General features: G+C 30.2%; 24 protein-coding genes and 1 riboswitch. Of the genes, 15 read left to right on the top strand and 9 right to left on the bottom strand.

What is annotated here, in order from left to right; genetic code table 11:
- The first annotated feature begins 8 nt into the window (after positions 1 to 8).
- Together yihA and CKL_RS16280 are read left to right on the top strand one after the other, a co-directional pair.
- On the top strand, positions 9 to 602 hold the full coding sequence (yihA, locus tag CKL_RS16285) for a ribosome biogenesis GTP-binding protein YihA/YsxC (RefSeq protein WP_012103681.1): 594 nt from the start codon (positions 9 to 11) through the stop codon (positions 600 to 602).
- A 77-nt stretch (positions 603 to 679) separates the two neighbouring features.
- Entirely contained in the window at positions 680 to 1,381 is a 702-nt protein-coding gene (locus CKL_RS16280; protein ID WP_242649434.1) for a CPBP family intramembrane glutamic endopeptidase, read from the top strand.
- Positions 1,382 to 1,481: 100 nt separating this feature from the next.
- Here the strand turns inward: CKL_RS16280 and CKL_RS16275 are convergent, their stop codons facing one another.
- Positions 1,482 to 1,862, bottom strand: a complete 381-nt coding sequence (locus CKL_RS16275; protein WP_012103679.1) for a hypothetical protein — start codon at positions 1,860 to 1,862, stop codon at positions 1,482 to 1,484.
- Positions 1,863 to 2,123: 261 nt separating this feature from the next.
- Here CKL_RS16275 and CKL_RS16270 point away from each other — a divergent pair, with 261 nt between their 5' ends.
- Entirely contained in the window at positions 2,124 to 3,086 is a 963-nt protein-coding gene (locus CKL_RS16270; protein ID WP_012103678.1) for a helix-turn-helix transcriptional regulator, read from the top strand.
- A 145-nt stretch (positions 3,087 to 3,231) separates the two neighbouring features.
- Here the strand turns inward: CKL_RS16270 and CKL_RS16265 are convergent, their stop codons facing one another.
- Positions 3,232 to 4,170: an FG-GAP repeat domain-containing protein gene (locus CKL_RS16265; RefSeq protein ID WP_012103677.1), complete on the bottom strand. Its 939-nt coding sequence runs from the start codon at positions 4,168 to 4,170 to the stop codon at positions 3,232 to 3,234.
- Positions 4,171 to 4,295: 125 nt separating this feature from the next.
- On the opposite strand from CKL_RS16265, the gene CKL_RS16260 reads away from it, so the two are divergent.
- A complete protein-coding gene (locus CKL_RS16260; RefSeq protein WP_012103676.1) occupies positions 4,296 to 5,522 on the top strand; it encodes an ABC transporter substrate-binding protein in 1,227 nt (408 codons plus the stop codon).
- Positions 5,523 to 5,657: 135 nt separating this feature from the next.
- Here CKL_RS16260 and perR read toward each other — a convergent pair whose 3' ends face one another.
- Positions 5,658 to 6,080 (bottom strand): transcriptional regulator PerR, encoded by a 423-nt coding sequence (gene perR / locus CKL_RS16255; RefSeq protein WP_012103675.1) that lies wholly within the window; start codon positions 6,078 to 6,080, stop codon positions 5,658 to 5,660.
- A 211-nt stretch (positions 6,081 to 6,291) separates the two neighbouring features.
- Between perR and cobS the strand changes: the two genes are divergently transcribed.
- From cobS to CKL_RS16240, 3 genes are all read left to right on the top strand, one after another.
- Positions 6,292 to 7,050 (top strand): adenosylcobinamide-GDP ribazoletransferase, encoded by a 759-nt coding sequence (gene cobS, locus CKL_RS16250; protein WP_012103674.1) that lies wholly within the window; start codon positions 6,292 to 6,294, stop codon positions 7,048 to 7,050.
- A gap of 43 nt (positions 7,051 to 7,093) precedes the next feature.
- Positions 7,094 to 8,146 (top strand): FAD:protein FMN transferase, encoded by a 1,053-nt coding sequence (locus tag CKL_RS16245; RefSeq protein WP_012103673.1) that lies wholly within the window; start codon positions 7,094 to 7,096, stop codon positions 8,144 to 8,146.
- 129 nt (positions 8,147 to 8,275) lie between these two features.
- Complete coding sequence (locus tag CKL_RS16240) at positions 8,276 to 8,473, top strand: DUF1858 domain-containing protein (protein WP_012103672.1); 198 nt, start codon at positions 8,276 to 8,278, stop codon at positions 8,471 to 8,473.
- Between the two features lie 209 nt (positions 8,474 to 8,682).
- Here the strand turns inward: CKL_RS16240 and CKL_RS16235 are convergent, their stop codons facing one another.
- Complete coding sequence (locus CKL_RS16235; protein ID WP_012103671.1) at positions 8,683 to 9,606, bottom strand: cation diffusion facilitator family transporter; 924 nt, start codon at positions 9,604 to 9,606, stop codon at positions 8,683 to 8,685.
- A gap of 304 nt (positions 9,607 to 9,910) precedes the next feature.
- On the opposite strand from CKL_RS16235, the gene nifJ reads away from it, so the two are divergent.
- On the top strand, positions 9,911 to 13,429 hold the full coding sequence (gene nifJ / locus CKL_RS16230; protein ID WP_012103670.1) for a pyruvate:ferredoxin (flavodoxin) oxidoreductase: 3,519 nt from the start codon (positions 9,911 to 9,913) through the stop codon (positions 13,427 to 13,429).
- Positions 13,430 to 13,465: 36 nt separating this feature from the next.
- On the opposite strand, the gene CKL_RS20055 is transcribed toward nifJ, so the two are convergent.
- The gene (locus tag CKL_RS20055) at positions 13,466 to 13,627 is read right to left on the bottom strand and encodes a CDIF630_02480 family spore surface protein (RefSeq protein WP_070104655.1); all 162 of its coding nucleotides are present in this window, start codon (positions 13,625 to 13,627) and stop codon (positions 13,466 to 13,468) included.
- 121 nt (positions 13,628 to 13,748) lie between these two features.
- Complete coding sequence (locus CKL_RS16225; protein ID WP_012103669.1) at positions 13,749 to 14,393, bottom strand: undecaprenyl diphosphate synthase family protein; 645 nt, start codon at positions 14,391 to 14,393, stop codon at positions 13,749 to 13,751.
- Between the two features lie 421 nt (positions 14,394 to 14,814).
- Here CKL_RS16225 and greA point away from each other — a divergent pair, with 421 nt between their 5' ends.
- The 4 genes from greA (at position 14,815) to CKL_RS16205 (ending at position 18,392) form a co-directional block, all read left to right on the top strand.
- A complete protein-coding gene (gene greA / locus CKL_RS16220) occupies positions 14,815 to 15,279 on the top strand; it encodes a transcription elongation factor GreA (RefSeq protein WP_012103668.1) in 465 nt (154 codons plus the stop codon).
- 143 nt (positions 15,280 to 15,422) lie between these two features.
- Positions 15,423 to 15,519, top strand: a riboswitch (SAM riboswitch).
- A 109-nt stretch (positions 15,520 to 15,628) separates the two neighbouring features.
- Entirely contained in the window at positions 15,629 to 16,105 is a 477-nt protein-coding gene (locus CKL_RS16215) for a YbaK/EbsC family protein (protein WP_012103667.1), read from the top strand.
- Positions 16,106 to 16,241: 136 nt separating this feature from the next.
- Positions 16,242 to 16,694: a DUF4912 domain-containing protein gene (locus CKL_RS16210; RefSeq protein WP_423200907.1), complete on the top strand. Its 453-nt coding sequence runs from the start codon at positions 16,242 to 16,244 to the stop codon at positions 16,692 to 16,694.
- A 111-nt stretch (positions 16,695 to 16,805) separates the two neighbouring features.
- On the top strand, positions 16,806 to 18,392 hold the full coding sequence (locus tag CKL_RS16205) for a glycoside hydrolase family 57 protein (RefSeq protein ID WP_012103665.1): 1,587 nt from the start codon (positions 16,806 to 16,808) through the stop codon (positions 18,390 to 18,392).
- A 119-nt stretch (positions 18,393 to 18,511) separates the two neighbouring features.
- Here CKL_RS16205 and CKL_RS16200 read toward each other — a convergent pair whose 3' ends face one another.
- Entirely contained in the window at positions 18,512 to 20,086 is a 1,575-nt protein-coding gene (locus CKL_RS16200) for a DEAD/DEAH box helicase (RefSeq protein ID WP_012103664.1), read from the bottom strand.
- A gap of 161 nt (positions 20,087 to 20,247) precedes the next feature.
- Between CKL_RS16200 and CKL_RS16195 the strand changes: the two genes are divergently transcribed.
- Both CKL_RS16195 and recX read left to right on the top strand, forming a co-directional pair.
- Positions 20,248 to 21,477: a M16 family metallopeptidase gene (locus CKL_RS16195; protein WP_012103663.1), complete on the top strand. Its 1,230-nt coding sequence runs from the start codon at positions 20,248 to 20,250 to the stop codon at positions 21,475 to 21,477.
- 24 nt (positions 21,478 to 21,501) lie between these two features.
- Complete coding sequence (gene recX / locus CKL_RS16190; RefSeq protein WP_012103662.1) at positions 21,502 to 22,326, top strand: recombination regulator RecX; 825 nt, start codon at positions 21,502 to 21,504, stop codon at positions 22,324 to 22,326.
- Positions 22,327 to 22,547: 221 nt separating this feature from the next.
- Here recX and CKL_RS16185 read toward each other — a convergent pair whose 3' ends face one another.
- Entirely contained in the window at positions 22,548 to 23,726 is a 1,179-nt protein-coding gene (locus CKL_RS16185) for an IS110 family RNA-guided transposase (RefSeq protein ID WP_012103314.1), read from the bottom strand.
- 260 nt (positions 23,727 to 23,986) lie between these two features.
- Here CKL_RS16185 and CKL_RS16180 point away from each other — a divergent pair, with 260 nt between their 5' ends.
- Positions 23,987 to 25,162 carry a transglutaminase domain-containing protein gene (locus tag CKL_RS16180; protein WP_012103661.1) on the top strand — a complete coding sequence of 392 codons (1,176 nt, stop codon included), beginning with the start codon at positions 23,987 to 23,989 and terminating at the stop codon, positions 25,160 to 25,162.
- Between the two features lie 30 nt (positions 25,163 to 25,192).
- Here the strand turns inward: CKL_RS16180 and CKL_RS16175 are convergent, their stop codons facing one another.
- A complete protein-coding gene (locus CKL_RS16175) occupies positions 25,193 to 25,552 on the bottom strand; it encodes a tetratricopeptide repeat protein (RefSeq protein ID WP_012103660.1) in 360 nt (119 codons plus the stop codon).
- Between the last annotated feature and the right edge of the window lie 161 nt (positions 25,553 to 25,713).

The following is a 25,713-nucleotide window of genomic DNA, read 5'->3' as shown; positions in this document are numbered from 1 at the left end:
GAGTATTCATGGAAATAAAACAAGCAGAGTTTATAATTTCTGCAGTGCATCCATCCCAATATCCTAAAGATAAAAGGATAGAAATAGCATTTGTGGGAAGGTCAAATGTAGGGAAATCTTCTCTTATAAATGCCCTCACAAATAGGAAAAAATTGGTTAAAGTAAGTGGTACACCAGGTAAAACCAGATTGATTAACTTCTTTTTAATAAATAATGAATTTTATTTTGTAGATTTACCCGGATATGGATATGCTAAAATTTCTAAAACAGAGAAAAAGAGTTGGGGTAAAGTAGTAGAGGATTATCTTAGAGGCAGGGAAGAATTAAAAAGAGTAATACTACTTTTAGATTGTAGGCATAAACCAACAAATGATGACATAACTATGTATAAGTGGTTAAAGTATTATAACTATAATACCATTATTGTTGCTACTAAGGTTGATAAAGTATCCAAGAGCCAGTTATTCAAAAATTTAAAGATTATAAAGGATACTTTAAAACCGGAAACTGGAGATGAAATTTTAACTTTTTCATCCCTTAATAAACAGGGAAAGGAAGAGTTCTTGAAAGTATTGGAATCTGTAATAGATTTTTATTCCTAAATATTTAATATGAATTTAAGTATGGGTTATCAAGGTATTATTAAATGCCTAAAATAATAGCACAAGGAGAAATAACCATGTTTGGATTAGAGATTATAAAGAATATCCTTGTATTTATAATTGTATATATACCGCCACTTCTGATATTTGCAAAGTTTTGGAGGGAAAGAAGGAGAAGTAATTTACTTCTTGCATTAATTGGAATATTATATATAGTTAGTTCCATATTTGTGGAAAATTTTATTCCTTTCATATTTGTACTTTTAAATATAAGGTATATAAAATATACTGGTGAATTTAATGAATTTGATATAAAAAATTTCAAATTTATTAAGGCATTAAATTTGACAATTATATTTTATATAGTAAGTATTGGTGTATCTACAGTTCAAACTATTATACTTTCTAATTTTAAAGTTGAGTTAAAGCATCAGGAAATAGTAACTAATATGGTAAATATGCCGCTGAAAAAATTTTTAATAATGATACCTATAGTTATAATTTTCGCACCTGTACTTGAAGAATTCGTATTTCGATGGTTTTTGTTTAAAAAGATATTTTCTGGGAGAATGGGAGTGTATTTGGCTGCATTTTTAAGCAGTGCCATATTTGCGTTAATTCACTTCAGTTTAAATGCATTTGCAGTAATACTGTGGGTTGGTTTGTATAATTGTTATTTAATGAATAAAAAAGGATACTGGTACGCAGTATTTAATCACTTTGTATTTAATTCTATAACCATAGCGGCACTTTTGACAGAAAAACTAAAATTTATGTAATTTACACTATTGTTAGAATAAAAATACTATCAGGACTTATTAATTAATCTTGATAGTATTTTTTATTTAATTCATTTTTAATTTACCTTTAATTAAAAATTTATTGATCAGAATTTTTAAAGTTGGAATTCATAAGATCATTTAACATTTTTGCTGCGTTAGGAGAGTTCTGGAGTTCTTTTATCGTATTTAGCAATTGTTCTTTTGTAGAACTTCCATTTTCTATTTTAGATAATCTATTTTCAAGTGCAGCAAGTTGAGACTTTATATTAGATTCGTTAAATCCAGATTTACTAGCTGCATTAGATATATCTCCTAGATCCAAATTATTCAGCATTGAACTCAATTTATCTTTAGATAAATTATTGTTACCCCCGCCTAAAACGGATAATATGGACATAAGTTGAGTAATATCTATATTTCTTAAAATATCACCTAAATTAAAGCCTGTATCATAATTTTTGCGACGGTGTTTTGACATTACATTCACCCCTTATTCTAAGTAGAAATTTAATAAAATTTATTAAGAAGATATTAGACAATGTAGACTTAATTATACTATATACTATTCCTAAGCGGAAAATTTGATACAGAAAGTAAGGTATGTACTAAAATTATAGATATCTAAATAAATTGTTTTAAATAATACAAATTTTAATTTTATATAAAAATACACTAAAAAAAATATAGAAAATGACGATATATATTAGGTATTATGATATTTACACTGGAGGTAAAATGCATGTCTAAAATTTCTAACTTATTAGAAATGATAATAATATTACAGTATAAAGAATTAACTACAGCCTCAGAATTATCTGAAATGTTAAAGGTGGATAAGAAAACTATATATAGATATATAAATAGTTTGAATAAAGCTAATATACCGGTTCATACCAGGAAAGGGAGGTATGGAGGATTTTACATAGATAAGAGTTTTTATATGAAATCTGCAGATTTAAACGAGGAAGAACTTAAAGCTCTACTTATGGCTTCTCAAACCTTTACCGAGAAAATAGGGTTTATATATGAAAAGGATTTAAAAAGTGCCGTTCACAAAATAAAGAGTTTACATATAAATAAAAATATGAATTTAGATAGAATAGATAATACAGGAGGCTTTTCCATAGATTCCATAGGTAATGTGGAAAATTTAGAGCATAAGATATATGAAATCAATTTTTCTATGAGTAGGGGACGAAGTTTAAATATAAATTATTTTTCTATAAATAAAAATGACCTGACTATGAGAAAAGTGGATCCTTATGATTTAATATTTAAAGAAGGTGCCTGGCATATAATAGGATATTGCCATATGAAGGATAATGTGGAGAATTTTCAACTGAATAGGATAAAAAGTTTGAAAGTAAGCAATAATATTTATATGAGGCCGCGTACTTTTTCTTTAAAAGATTATTTAGATAATCATTGGGGATTATTTGTTGGAGATAAAATAAAAATAGTAATAAGATTTGATAAGGAAATAGCCAGTTTTATTCAACATACCAAATGGCATGCAAATCAGATTATAGATGAATTACAGGGAGGAAGTATACTCTTTAGCTTATACGTAGATGATATTAAAGATGTAAAACAGTGGATACTGGGTTTCGGAAAAAATGCAGAGGTAATTGAGCCTAAGGTACTAAGAGAAAATATTAAATTAGAAGTAGAAGAATTGTATAAAAAATATTATAATTTTTAATTTATGTGAATACTTTATTCCTATTTGGATATTATAATAAATGTAATTGGAGATATAATTCTCCTTTACATCAGATAACAAGTTTTATTTGATGTAATAACCCCCCATCCCCCTTGGGACCGCGTTAAACGGTCCCTTTTATTTTTTACCTTTGTTTGCATATGGAAGCAATTTTAAAGTAATAATTATCTTTGCTATTTTTATCTGGGGTTAGTATTAAATCCAATGTGTAATTCTTTACTATACTATTATCTGCATTGGATATACCCCTGAAATTTAGTGTCCAACAGATTTCTGATATGTCCCCTTTATTATCACATTTATTTTCCTTAAATAAAGCGTCTTGAAATACATAGGAATTATCTTCTCCAGAAAGCCTTCCTATTAAAGACATGTCCTCTTTAGATATATCGGATGAAAATATACTATTTGGCTTATAATACTCGCTTTCTGGAAGACCTTCAATAAGTTTTATGAATGCATATATAGTATCTTTGCCTATAAATGTTTTGTTGGTATCATAACTATAATTTGTAAATTTATAATTTAAAAAAATATAATTTGAAAAGGCTATGTTATTTCCTTGAATTTTACCGGATATAACTTTTGGGGTTTTATTATTTTTACAATCTATAAATCCCAATATGTCATTAGAATTAGAAAGAATATTGTCAAAGTTATTATTATGGAATACAAAAACACGCTGCAGTGGCTTGTTGTTTTTGGAACCTTGTATAAATATTTCTGGAACCTTATTTCTGGATATGTCCATAAGAGTAACTCTTATGGGCCAATAGGGAGAATAAGTTTCAATTATAGGAGAATTTTCATCTGTTTTAAAACTAAAGGTTTTATTGTTAATTGTTACTTCCATTAAGTAATTGTCATCTACTCGGGTAACAGACAATATATCTTCCTTTCCGTCTCCATTAAAATCAGCCTTTATATTTTTATTATTGGAAATAGTGTTGGATGTAGGAGAGGCTTTGGATGTTATAAAAAGTATAAATAATATTATAAGTAACAATATTAATATTACAAGATATATATGTGTCTTTTTTAGAAATAGTACCCTGAATTTCATGAATTTCACCTCCATTTAATTATATGAATGTATTATATATTTAATTATTATGTATAAAATAAATTTGTAGAATATTAATGTTTAATTTGATCTGTATCTTATTAAAAAGTGAGATGAGGGAAGATATGGTTTATAAGAGTAAGAGTATAGCAATTCTATTAATTATAATATGTGCATTTAATTTATATGCCTGTGGTAGAAAAGAAGAATCTTTAAAAAATAAGCAGATAAATTTATATATAGGTGTAAAAGATAAGGAATCCTTAAATATAATAAAATTCTTAACAGATGAATATAAGAAGGAAAATCCTAAAGTTCAACTTAATATAAATAATGCCATAGGCAGTAAAATAGAAGAGGATATAAATGAAAGTAAAGATATAGATGTTGTATTTACTTCTAGAAATGATATGTTGAAACTAGTTAGAAAAAGCCTTTTAGCTGATATGCGGGATTTATATGAAGAAAATAATTTAAGTGGTAGGTATTATACTGTGGCAAAATCCTATGGTCGATTTAATGATAGATATTATGGAATTTCTATGATTCCCTATACAATAGAAATAATATTTAATAAAGAAGCACTTAATAAATTAAATTTAAAGGTACCAAGTACAATAAGTGAGGTGGAGGGGATTTTAAAAGTTCTTAATTCTTCATCCCAGAGAGTACCTGTGGTATTAAATGAAGGAATGGATATAAATAATATCATATTTTCTATAATATTGAATAACATGATTCCAATGAGAAAGCTTGAAAATATATATGATAGTAGTGCTTCGGAATATAAACAATTAAATCAGGTTCAGAAGAGTTTTGATATTTTAGAGAATTTAGTAAAAGGTGGATACGTAAATAAAGATACTTTTGAAATAGGAAATGAGAGTACCATAGAAAAAATTAACAGAAATAATATTCCTATGCTTATTACTTCTTCTTATTATGCAAATAAGTTTGACAATTCCAATATAGAATGTTTGAAGTCTTATGATTTAGAAGGCAAGAATAGATTAAAAGTTCCCGTTATGTCAGATGCTATAATAAGTATTCCTATGAATAGTGAAAATAGAGATATAACAGATGAATTTGTAAAGTATATATTTAGTGATGATGTGCAAAAAAAGTTATCTAAAAAAGGATTTGTAACAGCTAATAAAAATGCCAATACTTCTAAGGAAGGAATTAAAAAGACTGTAATAGGGCATTTACAAAATAGTACAGAAGATAATATTAGTTTTATATATAATATACCGGAAAATTTCACAAATAATATATCTTCTAAAATAGATAGTATGCTTTCAGGAAAATATACTGATAATGAATGGAATGAGGTAGTGGATGAATCTTATTAGAAGTTATGAAAAAAGGCAGAACAATTATTATCTCCACTTTAAGAGGGGGATTGAAATAGAGTTCTAAAATAAAGGTAGGCAGTTACTTGTATTCGTTTAAAACAGTAACTGCCTTTAGCAATCTCAACCAACTTATTAATGGGTTTTATTTTTGAGGCAATCTTTACATATTCCATAAAAATAAACTTGGTTGCTTATTACCTCATAATCAACACAGTCCTTAATTTTGTCATTTAAGCTTGTAAAGCAAACTCCTTCTACATCATTGACTTTTCCGCAGTGTAAGCACTGTATATGCGAGTGAGGGGAAGTATTTCCATCATATCTGAAGTTCCCTTCACCTACATTGATTTCCTGGATTAAATTTACTTCAACTAATGTTTTTAACGCTTTATATATAGTTGCCAGGCTCATAGTAGGATAATCTACTTGCAGGGTCTTATATATAGTTTCAGCAGAAGGATGTTCCTTGGTAGATTGTAGGTACTTATATACTGCAATTCTCTGAGGAGTAAGTTTCAATTTTTTTTCTTTAAATATAGAAGTTAAGTTATTCATATGCACCACCTTCATTCTGATATTAATTATAATTATATAATAAAAATTATTGTTTGTCAAAAATAATCCATAAGTAATGATTTTCAAAATTGTAAAATTATCATATAATTTGTCACAAATATTTTAAGCATATGTAAATTTGTATATACTACATTGTTATAATATAATAAATAATATCAGTATTTGATTAATTATGGAAAGGTAAATTATTATGAAAGAACTTTTAAATGATTTCTTTTTAATACTTCAACTATTAACTAGAATTCCAGTTAATAGAAATTTGCTTTGTCGTAGAGAAAATTTCAGGAGGGGAGCTAGCTTTATGCCCCTTGTAGGAGTAATAGTTGGGGGAATACAGTGGATTATATATAAATTGTGTATAATTATATTTTCACTGAATGTTTCTATTGTTATTGTAATTTTAGCGGGTATAGTACTCACGGGTGCACTGCATGTAGATGGCCTGGGGGATATGTGTGATGGTTTTTTTTCTTTTAAGGAGAAGGGCAAAATAATAGAAATTATGAAAGATAGTAGAATAGGAACCTATGCTTGTTTGGCTATCATAATAGATATACTTTTAAAATATAGTTTTTTTTGTTCTATAGTACCCTCCTTTTCTTTGATAATAATAATTGCACCTGTTATGTCCAGATTTTCAATAGTCTTTATAGCCTTTATAGGAAAACCAGCTAAAAGCACCGGTTCTGGAAATTTATTCGTAGAGAATATAGGTAAGTGGCAACTTTTCTGGGCTGCTTTTATAACGGTAATTACTTTGTTTTTTTTAATGAATATGAATTTTATATATGTGATTATATTAATATTTGCAGGGCTATTTATGTCATTTTTGTTTAATGTATTCTGTAATAGAAAAGCAGGAGGACTCACTGGAGACTTACTGGGAGCAAATAATGAAATAGTAGAAATACTTACTATGGTTATGTTATGTGTTATAATTACAAAGTAGATTATGAATTCATTAAATGATAATTAAAGGGAGATAAATAAAGATGACCTATAAAAGAAATAAATATATGGCTCTTACTGCAATTATAGTGGTCTGTGTAATTTTTTTATGCTCATGTGTAAATAATTATTCTTCTGTGGATCCTATTTCAAAAACCGAATACATGTTGGGTACTATATGTACTATAACTGTCTATGATGATAAAAAGGATACAGTTATAGATAAAGCTTTTAATAGAATTAAAGAAATTGAGAATAAGATGAGTGTGAATAAATCTGGTACGGAATTAGATGCAGTAGCAGATTCAGCAGGGAAAAATTTTGTTAAAGTATCAGAGGATACTTTTTATGTTCTAGAAAAAGGGAAGTACTATTCAGAGAAATCATCAGGAGCTTTTGACATAACTATTGGGCCTCTGGTAAAACTTTGGGGAATAGGTACAGAGCATGCCAAAGTTCCCTCTCAGCAGGAAATTAATGAAAAAAAAGCATTAGTAAACTATAAGGAGCTTATATTAGATGAAAAAAGCCATAAAGTAATGCTGGCTAGACCAGGCATGTCTTTAGATTTAGGGGGAATAGCTAAAGGATATTCAGCAGATGAAGCTGCCAGAATATTAAAAGAAGAAGGAGTTAAACATGCTATTATAAATTTAGGGGGAAATGTAATTGTCATAAATAATAATGTGAATGGCAATCCCTGGAAGATAGGAATACAGAATCCTTTTGAAGACACTGGAGAAGAAATGGGAACTATAGAAGTTACTAATAAAACTATAGTTACTTCGGGTATATATGAAAGGTATTTAGAAAAAAACGGTAAAAAATATCATCACATATTAAACCCATTTACAGGGTATCCTATGAATAACAATCTGGCCAGCGTTACTTTAGTTACTAATGTTTCCATAGATGCAGATGCTATGACCAAAAACATATTTTATTTGGGGGTAGATAAAGGAATGAAGTATGTAAAAACAATAAAGGGATTGGATGCCATATTTGTAACTAAGAATAAAGAAGTATATATTACAGAAGGATTAAAGAGCAATTTTCATGTTGATAATTCCAGTTTTACATTGATGGATGGCAAATAATAATCTTTTTCATTAGAAAAATTATTTTAATCTTGATATGATGTGATTTTAGTATTAAAATAGATAATAATTATAATTAAAAAGACAACTATATACTTAGTAAAAAACTATTAAAGAGAGGTTAATATTATGGATAAAATTAATAAGGATACTACTGTAGGAGAAGTAATAAGAATGAATCCTGCAAATGCTCAGAAACTTATGAATTTTGGAATGGGGTGCGTAGGATGCCCTTCTGCACAATCTGAGACATTAAGAGAAGCTTCCTTGGTGCATGGAATAGACCTTGATAGATTAATTAAAGCATTAAGTGAAGATAAAAACTAAACAAGACATTAAAAGCAGATAGGATATTAATTCCTATCTGTTTTATATTTTTATCCGATCGCTACCACTGCTAACACCCCCATCTTCTATCAAAGTGAGGGATAAGCACTGCTATGCGTCTGGATAAGTTCTTCTAAAGTTCAGCTGGAGAAAAGCAGTTCTCATAAGCAAACTCTACCTGAACCTAAGAATCACTTGATAAGGGTGCATCAATGCCCATCTCTTGAAGTATTGGCTGAGGTATATTCAGTATGAAAGGGACAGTTCCTGCAATTGTTATCACAAGATTCTAAGTGAATCATACATTCTGTATTTTTAAGAGAATGTTCTATCTCTGTTTCTATTTTATCACAAATGTCATGGGCATTTTTTACAGACATATCTTGTGGAAATACCAGATGAAGATCTACATATCGCTTATCTCCTGATTTTCTAGTCCTTAACTTATGAAAGTCACAGTATCTAAAGTTGTATCTATTTAAAATTGAAGTTATGAGTTCAATTTCCTTGTCACATAATTTTACATCCACCAAGGGGGCAAATGCAACTTTCAACAAAGTGAAAGCTTCTTTTAAAATAAATAAAGCTACAAATATGGCTATTATAGGATCTAAAAAATGGAGATCTGTAATCCATATAAGAAATAAACCAGCGCCTACTCCCAAAGAAGTATATACATCAGTCTTAAGGTGAAGAGCATCTGCCTCCAGGGCTATGGAATCCACTTTTTTTGATGTGTCATATAGTTTTTTAGATACCAGGTAGTTTACGCCTGCAGATAAGAACATAACTATAAAACCTATATTTGATGAAGTAACTTCCTGACCATTTATTAATTTTTTGGCAGACTCTATTATTATCCATAAGGATGCTATGAAGATCAATACTGCCTCTAATACACCAGATACATTCTCAAATTTACCGTGTCCGTAAGGATGCTGCTTATCTGCAGGTTTAGATGATATTTTCACAGAAAAAAATGTTATTATGGATGCAGCTAGATCCATAGTAGAGTGTATGGCTTCTGATATAATGCTAACTGAGCCAGTGGACAATCCTGCTGCCAGTTTAATGCCGATTAATCCGGTATTAGATAAAATAGAAAGCTTAGCCACTTTTACCTTTTCTTTCACTTAAAACATCTCCTTTTAAGTTCAACAATTATCAAATGATAAATGTAGATACCTATTATAATAGAGCAAAAACACCAATAAGTCAATAGATAAGCACTGCGATATGTTTTATCAATTGATAATTAAAATTAGTTTAAATGCTGCCTCCCAATAAGAAAAATTAGCTACGTATATAGTATATGTGAAATAGTTGGTTTTGATTAAGTTATTTGAAAATAAAATGTTTTTATAGTTTATATGCATGAGAATCTCTATATTTCAAATAATAGATAAAAGAATATATACTAAAGGAGGGTAATAAATTATGCATAAAATTACCAAGACTATGGATGGAAATGAAGCAGCAGCGTATGCTTCTTATGCCTTTACAGATGTGGCTGCCATATATCCAATTACACCATCTACGCCTATGGCTGAAGGGGTAGATGAATGGGCGGCTCATGGAAAAAAGAATATTTTTGGTCAGACTGTAAAAGTAGCTGAAATGCAATCAGAGGCAGGAGCTGCGGGAGCAGTACATGGCTCTTTAATAGCAGGTGCATTAACTACTACATATACAGCTTCACAAGGACTTTTACTTATGATTCCCAATATGTATAAAATGACAGGAGAGCATCTGCCTGCAGTATTTCATGTAAGTGCCCGTGCAGTTGCAGCTCATGCACTTTCAATCTTTGGGGATCATCAGGATGTTATGGCCTGCAGACAGACTGGATTTGCACTCCTGGCATCTTCTAACGTTCAGGAGGCCATGGATTTAGCTTTTGTGGCCCATCTAAGTGCTATAAAATCCAAAGTACCGTTTTTGCATTTTTTTGATGGATTTAGAACTTCTCATGAGTATCAAAAAATAAAAGTTATAGATTATGAAGATATCAGGCCTCTGGTAGATTATGATGCCATACAGGAGTTTAGAGATAGGTCCTTAAATCCAGAGCATCCTACAGTAAGAGGTACAGCTCAAAATCCAGATATATATTTTCAAAGCAGAGAGGTCTCAAACAAGTTTTATGATAAAGTACCTGAAATTGTAGAAAGATATATGGAGGATATAAATAAAATAACAGGGAAAAATTATAAACCCTTTGAATATTACGGACACGAGGAGGCTGAACATATAATTATAGCTATGGGTTCTGTATGTGATACTATAGAAGAAACTATAGATTATTTGATGGGAAAGGGTAAGAAAGTAGGGTGTATAAAAGTGCATCTTTACAGACCTTTTTCACCAGTTCATTTTTTAAAGGTACTGCCTTCAAGTGTTAAAGTTATTTCAGTGCTGGACAGGACGAAGGAACCAGGATCCATTGGCGAACCTTTATATTTAGATGTATGCAAAGTATTTTATGAAAGAGATAACAGACCTTTTATATTAGGTGGAAGATATGGACTTGGCTCTAAAGATACCACCCCTTCTCAAATATTAGCCGTATTTGAAAATATGGTAAGTAATGAACCTAAAAATAGATTTACTATTGGAATAATAGATGATGTAACCCACACTTCCCTGGAAGAGAAGAAGGTAGTAGAGACCACTCCAGAGGGAACTATAAGCTGTAAATTCTGGGGGCTAGGTTCAGATGGTACTGTAGGAGCCAATAAATCTGCTATAAAAATAATAGGAGATAATACGGATCTTTATGTTCAGGCTTATTTTTCTTATGACAGTAAAAAATCTGGAGGAACTACTGTGTCCCATTTGAGGTTTGGTAAAAAATTTATAAAATCTCCTTATCTTGTGCACAGCGCAGACTACGTAGCATGCCATAATAAATCTTTTATATATAATTATAATATATTAAAAGGATTGAAAAAGAATGGCACTTTTGTGCTTAATTGTCCTTGGGAGGAAAGAGAATTGGAAGAAAAACTTCCGGCATATATGAAAAAATATATTTTTCAAAACAACATAGAATTCTATATTATAGATGCTGTTAAAATTGCAAGGGAAATCGGTCTTGGAGGAAGAATAAATATGGTAATGCAGGCGGCTTTTTTCAAATTGGCTAAGGTAATACCTATAGATGAGGCCCTCAAGTATTTGAAAGAATCTGTGGAAAAGACCTATGGAAGAAAAGGTAAAAATATAGTAGAAATGAATAAAATGGCCGTGGATAGGGCCATAGAAGCTCTGAAAAAGGTAGCTGTACCTGTAGATTGGATAAATGCAAGGGATTATGAAAGTGAAACCTGTGATGCTCCAGATTTTATTAAAGATATTCAAAAACCAATGGCAAGGAATGAAGGAGACGATTTACCTGTAAGTGCATTTTTAGATAGAGCAGATGGAGTATATCCTCTTGGAACAACGGCCTATGAAAAAAGAGGTATAGCTGTAATGATACCAGAATGGCAAATTGATAAGTGCATCCAGTGTAATCAGTGTGCAATGGTTTGCCCTCATGCCACCATAAGATCTTTTCTTTTAAATGAAGAAGAAGTAAAAAATTCACCACAGGGATTCCAAAGCAAAAAAGCTCTGGGCAGCGGATTGGATGGATTGAATTTTAAAATACAGGTAAGTCCTATGGATTGTACAGGATGTGGAAATTGTGCGGATATATGTCCTGCACCTGGAAAAGCACTTGTTATGAAGCCTTTAGAGGAGAAAGTCGACGTTGAATCAGAGAATTGGGACTATGCATTAAAAATAACTCCAAAGGAAGATTTAATAAGTAGAAATACATTAAAGGGCAGCCAATTTATAAAACCTCTTCTAGAATTTAATGGAGCTTGCCCTGGGTGCGGAGAAACTCCTTATATAAAACTACTTACACAGTTGTTCGGTGAAAGAATGATGATTGCAAATGCTACAGGCTGTTCTTCCATATGGGGAGCTAGTACACCTTCTATAGCTTACACTAAAAATTCAAAGGGAAAGGGACCTTCCTGGGGAAATTCACTGTTTGAAGATAATGCAGAATATGGCTATGGTATGTTTTTGGCAGTAAAACAAATGAGGGAGAGACTGAAGTTTCTCATGACTTCTTACTTAAGAGATTGTAAATATGATGATATAAAAGGGGCCTTTAATGAATGGGTAAGTACCATGGAAGAGGGTGGCTTATCCAAAATAGCTTCAGATAAAGTAGTAAAGGCCATTGAAAATTATGATCATTCAAAAGATCCTATATTAAAAGAAATAATTGACAAGAAGGATTATTTGGCTAAAAAGTCCCATTGGATAGTGGGAGGAGATGGATGGGCTTATGATATTGGATTTGGGGGTGTAGATCATGTATTGGCTTCAGGAGAAGATGTGAATTTATTTGTAATGGATACGGAGGTTTATTCAAATACAGGAGGTCAGTCTTCTAAAGCAACTCAGACTGGTGCTGTAGCAAAATTTGCAGCTTCAGGTAAAGTGACCAAAAAGAAAGATTTAGGACTTATGGCAATGAGTTATGGATATGTATATGTAGCTCAGATTTCCATGGGCGCTAATATGAATCATACTATAAAGACAATAGTAGAAGCTGAAAATTATAAAGGACCATCTCTTATAATAGCTTATTCACCATGTATAAATCATGGTATAAAGACAGGGATGGGAACTAGCATGGCTGAAGAGAAAAAAGCAGTGGAGTGTGGATACTGGCACTTATATAGATTTAACCCTGCTCTAAAAATGGAAGGTAAAAATCCTTTTGTTTTAGATTCTAAAGAACCAAAAGCTTCTTTCAAAGAATATATAGATGGAGAAGTGAGATTTTCTTCATTGAAAAATATTTTTCCAGAAAGGGCGGAAGGTCTTTTCAGCCTTGCAGAAAGAAATGCTGCAGATAGATATGGAATATATAAAAAATTATCTGAAATGTAAAAATAGATTAAAGGCCGCTTTAATACGGCCTTTAATCTATTTTTCATTACTGTCTACCCATTCTTTAGCATTTTCAACTTCTACTTTATTTGGTAGGGGTACTTCTGAAGTTGGCTTGGTTTTATATATATTTGCCCAGGAGGCTGTTTGGTGATTTTCTACAATTGGCTGCTTAATTTTTTCTTTATTCTTTGGCATGATTTTTATCACCTCATATATAGTATCTTCAAAAAATCATAACATATAAGTGGAAAAATTTATTCAAATGATAGAATCAGCCAATATCCCCGCCTTCTTAAAAATTGATCTTTTCGGATATCTATCCTCCCAAAGTTATATCCTGATGCCTATACCATTTAAGAGCTTGCATTAAATGTTCAGGTTTAAAATCTGGCCAGTAGTCCTCTATCATATAAAAATCTGAGTATACTGATTGAACAGGAAGAAATCCGCTGAGTCTTCTTCGTCCTCCCCAGCGTATAATTAAATCTATTCTAGTTATATCACTGGAATTAAGATTACACATTATGGAAGTTCTGTTTGTAGTTCCAAGATTTTTTACACTACTTAAATCCCATTCCCAACCATAGTTTACTAAAAAATTAATTTTTATTCCTCCTGTTCCAAACTTTTTTCTGACTGTATAAGGAAGAAGTGATTTAGGGAACATAGGAGAATCTGAATTGCCTACTACTAAAAGAGAAGCATTTTCTTTAGATAAAATTTTTACAGCTTCTATACAGGCCCTAGTAAATGCTTTGGTTTGAGGGGCAGGACGTTTCGTATTATCTGTAGTAAACCCATAATAAGTTAATTCTTTTATGCCTAATTTTTCACATAATTTAAATAACTCTATACCAGGTTTTAAACCAAAATTATAACCATTTTCCTTTGCCATACCATTTTTCAGTGCCCATCTTCTATTTCCATCTGGAATTATGCCTATGTGAGCTGGCATTGACATTTTTTAATCCTCCTTTTTATTTAAAGATGCATAAAGTATATCTTTAAAATAATACTTTAAATTATTGCCAATACATTAGTAGATTATTCTAAAAAGATATAATTTTAATTCTATTCTACAATATAGGTTACCCACTATAAGCATGTAGGTTGATAAAATGAAATTATTTTAGATAAATTTTCAATTAAGCCTATCTCTACTGCAGAGTAAAATTTAAAGAGCATATTAAAATAATCCATAATTGTAAGGTAAAGCAGGAATTAAACTATTCCTACTTTATTTGCCTTTCACTTGTTATTTATTTTTATATATCTTATAATAAAATAGTAAAGTAAATAACTGTATAAAGGTTTTTAAGTTTGTAGAAGTTTCATGATTTATAGAATAGAAACTTATAAAATTTGGAATGTAGGTGAGTTTTATGCAAGATGTAATTTTGACGGAAGCTGGTAAGAAAAAACTGGAAGAAGAATTAGAGTATTTAAAAACGGTGAAAAGAGTAGAAATAAAAGCTGCATTAAAAGCTGCTAGGGCACAGGGAGACCTTAGTGAAAATGCTGATTACAGTGCAGCTAAAGAGGATCAATCTATGACTGAAACTAGAATACAAGAACTTGAATATCAACTTAAAAATGCTGTAATAATAGAGAGCTCATTGGAAACAGATGTGTTTGATATAAATAGGACTGCTTTAGTAAAATTTTATGATGTAGACGAAGTTGAAGAAGTAACACTGGTAAGTTCTGTGGAATCAGATGTTAAAAATATGAGGATAAGTATAGAATCCCCTTTGGGAAAAGCTCTTTTTAGATTAAAGGTGGGAGATAAGGCAACAGTTATATCACCTGATGGAAACTATGACGTAGAGGTAGAAAAGTTATTATAATGAATATATTTAATAGCGGAATATTTTTATTACTACATAAGTTGTGGGAGTTTATATAGAGCTCCTTTTTTGTGCGAATTAGCAGCATTGATGTTGACAAATATTTGTTGTTTTGTTATCATGTATGAAATTAAATAGTAAAATTCTTATTTTGAGAGACGGAGGGACTGGCCCTATGATGTCCGGCAACCTGAATATTTAAGGTGCTAATTCCAGCAGGTATTACCTGAGAGATAAGAAAAATGAAGAAGTATGTAAAACCTCTTGTAGCTTATCTGCAGGGGGCTTTTAAAATTTTAATTTTTAAAGCTTATAATAAGAAATTTTAATAAAATTGGAGGAATTAAAGATGAGTGTAGAAAATGTCGTTAACTACTTTTTAAATAGAAATTTGGAGAATCCTGTATTTAAGCTTCCAGACAGTGGCGCCACTGTACAGCAGGCAGCGGAGACTATACATACAGACCCCAAATATATAGCAAAAACCTTGGCCTTTAAGATTAAGGATGAAGATATACTTATAGTTATGAGAGGAGATTTAAGAGTTAGCAATAAAAAATTTAAAAAGATTTTTAAAACTAAAGCTAAAATGTTAAATCATGATGAAGTTTTAGAGAATACAGGTCACCCTGTAGGGGGACTATGTCCTTTTGGCTTAAAGAAATCTTTAAAAGTTTACATAGATATTTCTGTAGAGAATTTTCCATATGTATATCCTGCAGCTGGCTCAAAGGAATTTGCTCTTAAGATAAATCCACAACAAATTAAAGAACTAGTAGATGGACAATGGATTGATGTATGTGAAGATGAAGCAAGGGATTCTTAGATCCAGGAATTTGCTTGTAACATGCTTTTTTCATATGAATGTTAAAAGAATTATAAAATTTTAGGACATATATTTTAATTTATAAGTGACATATTTGGAATTTATAGGTATAATGTAATTATTATTAATGAAGGGAGTGAATTCATTGAGAGGTGATGAAAAAACTTCTTTAGTGCTTATGGTTCAAAATTCTCATAGAATATTTTGTTATTATAATGTATCATCTATGACAGTAAAAGAATTTGAAGATAGATATGGAGAAGCACTATGGATAAACTCAAAACCAGTTATAAAGGTTTATTCTGTAGAAAATGGAATAGGTAAGAATATAAAGACAATATTGGTAGACCCCTTTGCAGATAGCTGGTATATAGATATTGAAAAGGATGATATGGATCTTTTTGTAAAGCTGGGCAGAATTATATCAGGTAACAAATTTGTTGAATTTGCAGTTTCAAATACAGTAACAACTCCAAGGAACAGCAAGTCTTTAGATAATTCTCTTTATTTTCTGGATGTTTCTCAAACTGATATATCCAATCTAAAGAAAGAGTTTTCTAATAACTTTACGAGAGGAAAAAAAAATTAAATATCCAGAATTAATATTCAAGGATGAAGGTGGATACAATAAATTTATAGATAAATATATGGAAGAGTTAGAGAATAAATATAGTTTAACTTCTTCTAGAGGAGGGCTAAAATGACTAAAGGATATATTTCAATTATACTTCACAGTCATATGCCTTTTATAAGACATCCAGATTTAAAAGATCCACTAGAGGAAAGATGGTTATTTGAAGGTATCAGTGAATGTTATATACCACTTATAAGTATATATGATAAGCTTATAAAAGATCATGTAGATTTTAAGATAACTATGTCTATAACACCTACTTTAATGACTATGTTAGAAGATGAATATTTAAATAAAAGATATTTACAGTATTTAAAAAAATCTATAGAGCTCTCTGAAAAGGAGATAAAGAGAACAAAATATAATAAAGAACTTGCTGTACTTGCCAAGTTTTATAATGAAAGATTTTGTAAAATATTAGGTGTTTACAAAAATTATGATTACAATATAATGAATGCCTTTAGAAAGTTTCATAGACTGGGGTACTTAGAAGTGTTAGCCAGCTCTGCTACCCATGGACTTTTACCTTTGCTTGCCATAAATCCAGAATCGGTTAAGGCACAAATAGGGGTGGGGGTTCAATGTTATCTGGAGCACATGGGTCATGTTCCAGATGGAATATGGCTTCCTGAATGCGCCTATACCTATTCATTGGATTATGTACTTAAGGAATTTGGAATTAAATATTTTATAGCAGAGAATAAAGCACTTGTAAATGCCTCTCCTAAGTCCAGATATGGCGTTTATGCACCTATTGCCCTTCCAAATGGAATTTCTGTATTTGGAAGGGATGTGGAATCATCTTATCAGGTGTGGAGTGACTTTATGGGTTATCCCGGAGATTTTAATTATAGGGAATTTTATAGGGATATAGGATATGAACTCCCTTTAGAGTATATAGAACCTTATATAAATGAGAATAAGATTAGAATTGACACTGGAATAAAATACTACAGAATAACTGGTAATACAGATAACAAGGAATATTACAATAGGAAAAGAGCTTTAGAAAAGATAAAAGAGCATGGAGAACATTTTTTTAAATGCAGGGTGGAACAAATCGATAAACTTAGTGAACATATGGATCAGCCTCCTATAATAGTATGTCCTTATGATACAGAACTATTTGGACATTGGTGGTTTGAAGGACCTGATTTTATAGATGAATTCATAAGAAAAACCATGCAAAATAATTGTAATTACAAATTAATTTCTCCCATGGACTATTTAAAAAAATATCCTATAGTTCAATGTTCAAGTCCCTGTCCTTCTAGTTGGGGAGAAAATGGAGACTTTTCCGTGTGGATAAATCCACATAATCAGTGGATATATAGAGAAATACATAAATGCGGGGAACAGATGGTGAGACTTTCTAATACCTATACAAATTCTACAGACTTACAAAGGAGGGCTTTGAATCAGGCAGCTCGTGAATTAATGCTTGCAGAATCCTCAGATTGGCCTTTTATTATAAAAAATAATACTGCTGTAGAATATGCCGTTAAAAGAATAAATAATCATGTAGATAGATTCAATAAGCTTTATGATAGTATAACTAAAAATGCAATTGATTTAAAGTATTTGTCACAGTTAGAAGCATTAGACAACATTTTTGAAAGTATTGATTATAAAATTTACCAGGAATCCAAATAAGCATTACAAAAGCCCTAAAACCTTTAAAATTAAATTTTGGTACATAGGGCTTAGTTAATTACTTTATATACTTAAAGGCACTATTATGTCCCTAAAAGTAGGCGAATTATGCATATATATTAATTTTTCTTGCTTTTTGCAAGTTCTACAGAAACTCTTCTGCTTTGAAGTTTTTTACCATTGGATTTCTTTAATATAATAGATGCCACCCTTTCAGGAACATTTATAAAAGTAAATTTGTTTAATATATCTATATCACCTATTTCATATGCTTCTACTGAAGAAGTTTCATTTATAAATTTTATCAATTTTCTCGGAGTTATATTATCCATTCTTCCTATGGAGAAGAATAATCTTACATTATTATCTTCTATACCTATGGAATTTTCTTTATAATCAAAACTTAACTCCTTGTCAAAAATTATTTTCATGAGAGAGGCCGCTACATCTACCAGGTTATACTCTTCATCTAGTTCTGTAGCTATAGGAATAAAGTTTTTATAATTGTTTTCTGATATAACTTTTTTGATTTTTTCTTCTATGTTTTTATATTTGGCTTCAAATATTTCATCTATAGTAGGTATGTCTTTTCTTTTTATTTTACTTTTAGTGAACTTTTCTATCTGCTTTAATAATATATACTCTCTAGGGGTTACCAGAGAATAAGCAATACCTTCTTTATTGGCTCTTCCTGTTCTACCTATTCTATGTACATAGGATTCCGTATCTTGTGGAAGATCGTAATTTATAACATGGGAAACATTTTCTACATCTATACCTCTTGCAGCCACATCTGTAGCTACTAAAAAGTCCAAAGAACCTTCTTTGAATTTTCTGAGAGTATTTAGTCTCTGATTTTGCCCCATGTCGCCGTGCATGCCTTCTACGTTATATCCTCTGGCCTGCATACTTTCCACTAATTCATCCACACCACGTTTGGTTTTACAAAATATTATAGCACTTGAAGGTTCATCTACGTCTAAAATTCTACACAAAGATTCAAATCTGTCCTTGTGTTTTATTTCATAGTAATATTGTTTTGTTTTCTCTACAGTTAGTGTATTTTTAGCTATTGTTATATATTTTGTATTTGAACTCATATACTTGGAAGCTAATCTTTTAACTTGATCTGGCATAGTGGCGGAAAAGAGTAGAGTCTGTCTGTTTGGGTTTGAGGCTTTTATTATTTCTTCTATATCTTCTATAAATCCCATATCCAGCATTTCATCTGCTTCATCTATTGTTAAAAATTCTATGTTACTTAAATCAAGGGTTTTTCTGTGAAGGTGATCTAGTATTCTTCCAGGGGTACCTACTACTATGTTTATACCTCTTTTTAAGGATTTTATTTGTCTTTCTATGGGTTGACCACCGTATATAGGGAGTAATAATATTTTCATAAATTTAGCGATTCTAGATAATTCATCATTGACTTGAATAGCTAGTTCTCTTGTAGGAGTGAGTATAAGGGCAGAAATATGTTTGTTTTTAGGAGTTATTTTGCTTAACATTGGTGCTCCAAAAGCTAAAGTTTTCCCAGTACCTGTTTGTGCTTGACCTATAATATCATTTCCTTCCAATATTACAGGAATAGATTCTGCTTGAATTTGTGATGGTTCTTCAAATCCCATATTATCTATGGCCTCAAAAACCTTAGGATGTAAATTTAAATCGTTAAAACTAATATTTTTCATTAATATTCCTCTTTCTTTTTTATATTACAAAGCAAAGTTTATCATATCATAGTATATACATATTATCAAATTTTAATTTAATTTTTAAATACTTTTTATCTGTAGCGATATAATTTATAATAGAATGTACTAAAACTTTATATCTTAAAAGGAGAATTAATATGTTTGATGCTAGACAAAGAGTTTTACCAAATGGAATAAAACTCATTACAATAAAAAAAGATACTAAGCTAGCGGCTTTTCATGCAGCAGTTAATATAGGGGCTCTGTATGAAAGTAACAATGAAAGAGGTATATCTCATTTTATAGAACATATGCTTTTCAAGGGTACTGTGTCTAGGAACAATAAGAAATTGAATATAGATTTGGAAACCCTAGGGGGAGAATATAATGCTTATACAGATAATACTTCCACGGTGTATAGTGCCACATCCCTAAGGGAAGAATTAGAAAAGTCTGTAGATATTATTTCTGATATGCTCATGAATTCTACATTTCCCCAAGAAGAAATTGAAAAGGAAAGGGAAGTTATATTATCAGAGATAAGAAGTAGTAAAGATGATATAGAAGATTATAGTTTCGATAGAATAAATAAAATAGCTTTTAAGAAAAGTGCACTTAGATACAATGTGGCTGGAAATGAGAAAGATATAAGCAAGTTTACAAGAGAAGATTTAGTTGAATTCTATAGTAAATATTATGTACCTAACAATTGTTATATATCAATAGTTTCATCTTATGGACATGAAAAAGTCTATCAGTTAATCTATAAGTATTTTAATAAATGGAAAAGTAAAGAGGTTAAACATAATAATATAATATTTGAATATAATACACCTCGCAAAAAAATTTCTTCTAAAAAGGATATAGAGCAAAGTACCATTTTGTATCTCTTTACATTTAACGGGTTAAGTGAAAAGCAGGAGTTGGCTCTTAGAATATTAAATCATAAATTTGGGGGTAGTAATAATTCTATATTGTTTACAAAATTAAGAGAAGAAAGAGGACTTGCTTATGATGTTTATACAGATTTGGATTTGGATGAGGGTGTAAAAACCTTGTATGTGTATACCTCTGTAGGAGAGGAAAATTTAAAAACTGCTGTTGACGTTATTGAAGATTGTATTGATAAGGTTAAAAATGGAGATATAATTTTTAAGGATGATATGGTTGGTTTAATGAAAAAAGTATTAAAAACGGCGGTAGTTTTTACTCTTGAAGATCCCACGGACATGGGAAATTATGTTTTACATCAATCCATAAAGGGAGAAGATATATACAAACTTATTAATGATATAGAAAAGATTGAAACTATAAAAAAAGAAGATATATATGAAGTAGCTAAAATTGTATTTAATAATCCTACCATCCACATTCTTAAGAGAGGGTAGTTTACTATAAGGAGGTATTCTTTTTTGAATGAATATGTAGTGACTAAAGTTGAGATACAAAAGAGAAACAATAAAAGGGTTAATATATATTTAAATGAAGAGTTTGCTTTTTCCTGTAGTGCAGAACTTGTTTATAAACATAACATATGTAAAGGTAAAATGCTGGACGTAGATTATTTAAAAGATATAATTTATAAGGATAATTACATAAGGTGTAAGCGTAGTGCCCTTTATATAATAGAAAAGTCATATAAAACAGAAAAGCAAATGTATGATAAATTAATTAAAAATTTTGATGAGGGTGTAGTTAAAGAGTGTATAAGATTTTTAAAAGAATATAATTTTATAGATGATAATAAATTTGCAGAAATGTATGTAAATCAGAAGATTCATTCTCAGGGAAGAAATAAAATTAAATATTCTTTAATTGAAAAAGGGATAAAAGAAAGTATTATAGATGAAAAATTATGCAGTATAGATAATTCTTTAGAAGAAAAAATTGCCTTTGACATGGCAAAGAGGAAATATTATCTTATTATTAAAAGTGAAAATAATATAAATAAGGTATATAATAAACTGGGTAATTATATGGTAAAAAATGGATATGACTTTGATCTGGCAAGGTATATACTAAAAAAAATTATAAAAGAGCATAATTGCAGCGAGGAAAAAAATAATATTCAAGAAGACAATAGAGATGAATTATATAATATTGCAAAGAAAAGATATGATATAATAATAAAATCTGAAGATGACCCAATGAAAATATATAAAAAATTAGGGACATATCTTTTAAGAAGAGGATATTTATGGGAAAATATAAGAAGCGTTTTAAAAGAATTAATATAGAATTTAGTAAATTAGGTCTTTTGCAATCTTACAAAAATAACTTAATTTTTATGTATAGGAATTTAGTGTGAATTTGAAATTTTTGATGTTTAGAGACTAACTATATGAAGTCAAGTTAAAAATCAAAAGATTTTTATAGTTATTTAATTGAAAAAAGAAAGCATGACAAAAAGAGCAATGGAAAATTGCTTTTTGAAAAATATTAATTTTTATGGATAAGTTTATATTTGTGGAGCAAAAGTTGCATTGGTCTTTAGAAGATGAAATATTATACGTATCAATTTTTTAGCAACATGGCTCATGGCAACATAATAGTGCTTGCCTTCAGAGCGTTTCTTCGACAAATATGCAGAGAAAGTGGCATCTCTCATTGAAACAGTTCTCCCAGCCATAAGTATGGCCCATCTAAGGTAGGCAGAACCCCGTTTGACCATGGGTGTATGGGATGCAGTGTACTTTCCAGATTGATAGGTGGAGGGATCTAATCCGGCAAAGGCCAGGAGTTTACAGGGAGTGGTGAATCTTTTAACATCGCCGATTTCTGCCAATATTATAGCAGCCAGGGTATATGAAATTCCTGGAATACTAATAAGTGGGGAATTGATCTCAACAACGATTTCTTTTATGAGAAGCTCTAAGGAATCAATCTCGTGTTGTACTGACTGTATTAACCTAATGGTTTGCTTGAGTTCAAAACTTAGAGACCTTGAGTTAGTGCCAATAGAATTTGCAGCAGACTCCTTTAGAGAAATAGCTTTATCTTTTCCATACTTGCCCTTGGAAGCTGTATTTAGTATGTTTGTTAGCTTGGTCAGGTGGCAGGCAGCTATATCTTTTGGGCTTGGAAGTATGGATAAAAGGGCATAGGAAGAAGATTGATGAATTGACCAAAAAAGATCGGGCAGCTCGGGGAACATAATATCTACCAATCTATTGACAGATGTTTTCAACTTAGACCTATATCCAATTAAGCGATATCTATGCCTGGTTAATGACTTTAGCTCTTGAATCTGGTATGATACAGGAGAATAGGATTTTGTATCATCAGAAAAGAGCATTTTAGCAATAACCAATGCATCCGTTTTATCAGTCTTAGTTTTTCTAAGAGACTGGGCTTTACGGAAGAGATTTGTAGCTAAAGGGTTGAGAATGGAGAGCTTGAAGCCTTTAGCATACAAAAAGTTTTGGAGATTGGTGCTGTAATGACCTGTTGATTCAAGTCCTATTTTTACGTTGGAAATATCCTTGTCAGGCAGAATGGAAAGTATTGAAGAATAAAGTAATTCAAAGCCTTGACGGGAATTGGATATACGTAAAGAATCATTATAAACAACACCATCTGAATCTATAATACAGCAATCATGTTTGTTTTTTGCTATATCTATACCAATATAAATCATAAGAACAACTCCTTTATAGTATTATACGCTATGTTCCACAAATCTCATGCAAATGTATCCTTGCTATATATAAAACGTCATGCGTTATCTAACTAATTAACAGATAAGCATAAGACAGTGGTTAGATCCTCAATTAAAATAGTCCAGCTATAGGTGATAAAACTAATCCACAGCGTCTTATGATAATTATAGTAAAAATCTCTAAGAAAGGAAAAGTATAATGAATTTTTACTATATGTTCATTATACAAGGTGATTTTATTGAACACGAGTCCCGTAACTATATTGATAGGATTGGTATTTTTATATCCTCTTATAAAAGGTTTTTTATTTAAGTTTTCTTCTAAGGATTTAAAATTGGATATAGACGATGTAAATAGAAATATTTCTTTTATAATAGCTTTGATAACCGGAATATATTTCTGGCGAAAGATATTTATACAGCACAGCTATAACTTATACAATATTTTGCCTGAATATATTGGAAACTATTTTGAGAATAATAGTTTTTTGGTATATGCAATTGTAATTCCTGTATTTATATTTATAGTTTACAGAATTATAAAACTTCTATTAAATTTAATGAATTATTTAACCCTATATCCTTTGATTGATAGTATAGACGGATTTTTGAAATTCAAAAGTAATATTTTTAAAAGGATACTGGGGATGATTTTTCAATTACCTCGATCAATATGTTATGTACTTTTAATTTCCTTTATATTAAATATAATTTCTATGTTTAATATAAATTCCAAATTAAATACATACCTAGAAAGTTCAAGACCCTACAACTCTATATGCAGGGAAATAATAATCCCGGTGACTAACTCTAATATTGCAAAGCAGCTGCCTAATATAATTAACAATTCTTTTAAAATAGTAATAAAACAATCGAATTCAAAAGATACACAGAATGTAAATGATTTAAGTAGATTTAAAAATGACGAAGGTAGTATTATATACTATAATGGCGTTACCATAGAAGAAGGCATAAAATCTAATCAGGAAATTAATACTTTTGCTAAAGCCCTTGGTACAGAAGGAAGCAATACTACTGAAAGGTCAGAAATACTTTATAATTGGATAGGTACCAATATAAGTTATGATCATGAAAAAGCAACTAAAGTATTAAGTAATGATTTTGATGTACAATCTGGGGCAATTCCTACTTTTTCTTCTAAAAAGGGAATTTGTTTTGACTATGCTTGTCTTTATGTAGCTATGGCAAGAGCTAATAATATGAAAGTGAGGCTTATAACGGGGGAAGGATTTAATGGCATAAATTGGGTGAGCCATGCTTGGAATCAGGTTTATATTCCAGAAGGTAATCAATGGATAAATGTAGATACAACTTTTTATAAGGGAGGAGATTACTTTAATAGCAAAAGATTTCAACTTGATCATAGAGATTCGCAAATAGCAGGAGAGTGGTAGATCAAACCACTCTTTTATTATAAGTTAGTTTCATTTGGTTTTTGTTATGTAATTTTTTAATATGGTATTTATGGCTTTTTCACAATCTGTATCATCATTATTGAGACACCAGGCGTTATTAAAGTATATAAGGGCTTTTTTGGTATTATGTAACATTACATAACAGTATCCCAGATTAAAAAAATATTTGCTCTCTTTCCTTAATTTTATAGCGGAATTTAACAGTTCTATAGCTTTTTCATATTTTTTTAATTTTATAAAACATACTGCAGAGTTATATAGAGAAGATGCTTCATTATCCTTTATCTGTATGGCCTTTTCATACAGGTCAATAGCTTTTTTATAGTTTTTGGTATTATAATATTCATTGGCCTTTTGAAAGTAATTCATTTTAATCCTCCTTAAGTTTAATGAAATAAAAGTCTCATATGGAATTATATAGTCCTTTAGTAAATTTATATCCATTTTTTAAAAAAATATACCAATGATTTTATGAAGTTCGCAGTATGGAGGAAAGTAAAAAAATTATGGGGTATATAAGTTTTAAAGAG

This window comes from Clostridium kluyveri DSM 555 (assembly GCF_000016505.1).
Classification (GTDB): domain Bacteria; phylum Bacillota; class Clostridia; order Clostridiales; family Clostridiaceae; genus Clostridium_B; species Clostridium_B kluyveri.
Note: the sequence above shows the minus strand (reverse complement) of the source record. Positions and strands in the feature narration are given on the sequence as shown.

Bases quoted from the DNA above. Each gene is read 5' to 3' on its own strand.
- yihA (WP_012103681.1), top strand. From the start codon at position 9: ATGGAAATAAAACAAGCAGAGTTTATAATTTCTGCAGTGCATCCATCC.
- CKL_RS16280 (WP_242649434.1), top strand. From the start codon at position 680: ATGTTTGGATTAGAGATTATAAAGAATATCCTTGTATTTATAATTGTA.
- CKL_RS16275 (WP_012103679.1), bottom strand. From the start codon at position 1,862: ATGTCAAAACACCGTCGCAAAAATTATGATACAGGCTTTAATTTAGGT.
- CKL_RS16270 (WP_012103678.1), top strand. From the start codon at position 2,124: ATGTCTAAAATTTCTAACTTATTAGAAATGATAATAATATTACAGTAT.
- CKL_RS16265 (WP_012103677.1), bottom strand. From the start codon at position 4,170: ATGAAATTCAGGGTACTATTTCTAAAAAAGACACATATATATCTTGTA.
- CKL_RS16260 (WP_012103676.1), top strand. From the start codon at position 4,296: ATGGTTTATAAGAGTAAGAGTATAGCAATTCTATTAATTATAATATGT.
- perR (WP_012103675.1), bottom strand. From the start codon at position 6,080: ATGAATAACTTAACTTCTATATTTAAAGAAAAAAAATTGAAACTTACT.
- cobS (WP_012103674.1), top strand. From the start codon at position 6,292: ATGAAAGAACTTTTAAATGATTTCTTTTTAATACTTCAACTATTAACT.
- CKL_RS16245 (WP_012103673.1), top strand. From the start codon at position 7,094: ATGACCTATAAAAGAAATAAATATATGGCTCTTACTGCAATTATAGTG.
- CKL_RS16240 (WP_012103672.1), top strand. From the start codon at position 8,276: ATGGATAAAATTAATAAGGATACTACTGTAGGAGAAGTAATAAGAATG.
- nifJ (WP_012103670.1), top strand. From the start codon at position 9,911: ATGCATAAAATTACCAAGACTATGGATGGAAATGAAGCAGCAGCGTAT.
- CKL_RS20055 (WP_070104655.1), bottom strand. From the start codon at position 13,627: ATGCCAAAGAATAAAGAAAAAATTAAGCAGCCAATTGTAGAAAATCAC.
- CKL_RS16225 (WP_012103669.1), bottom strand. From the start codon at position 14,393: ATGTCAATGCCAGCTCACATAGGCATAATTCCAGATGGAAATAGAAGA.
- greA (WP_012103668.1), top strand. From the start codon at position 14,815: ATGCAAGATGTAATTTTGACGGAAGCTGGTAAGAAAAAACTGGAAGAA.
- CKL_RS16215 (WP_012103667.1), top strand. From the start codon at position 15,629: ATGAGTGTAGAAAATGTCGTTAACTACTTTTTAAATAGAAATTTGGAG.
- CKL_RS16205 (WP_012103665.1), top strand. From the start codon at position 16,806: ATGACTAAAGGATATATTTCAATTATACTTCACAGTCATATGCCTTTT.
- CKL_RS16200 (WP_012103664.1), bottom strand. From the start codon at position 20,086: ATGAAAAATATTAGTTTTAACGATTTAAATTTACATCCTAAGGTTTTT.
- CKL_RS16195 (WP_012103663.1), top strand. From the start codon at position 20,248: ATGTTTGATGCTAGACAAAGAGTTTTACCAAATGGAATAAAACTCATT.
- CKL_RS16185 (WP_012103314.1), bottom strand. From the start codon at position 23,726: ATGATTTATATTGGTATAGATATAGCAAAAAACAAACATGATTGCTGT.
- CKL_RS16175 (WP_012103660.1), bottom strand. From the start codon at position 25,552: ATGAATTACTTTCAAAAGGCCAATGAATATTATAATACCAAAAACTAT.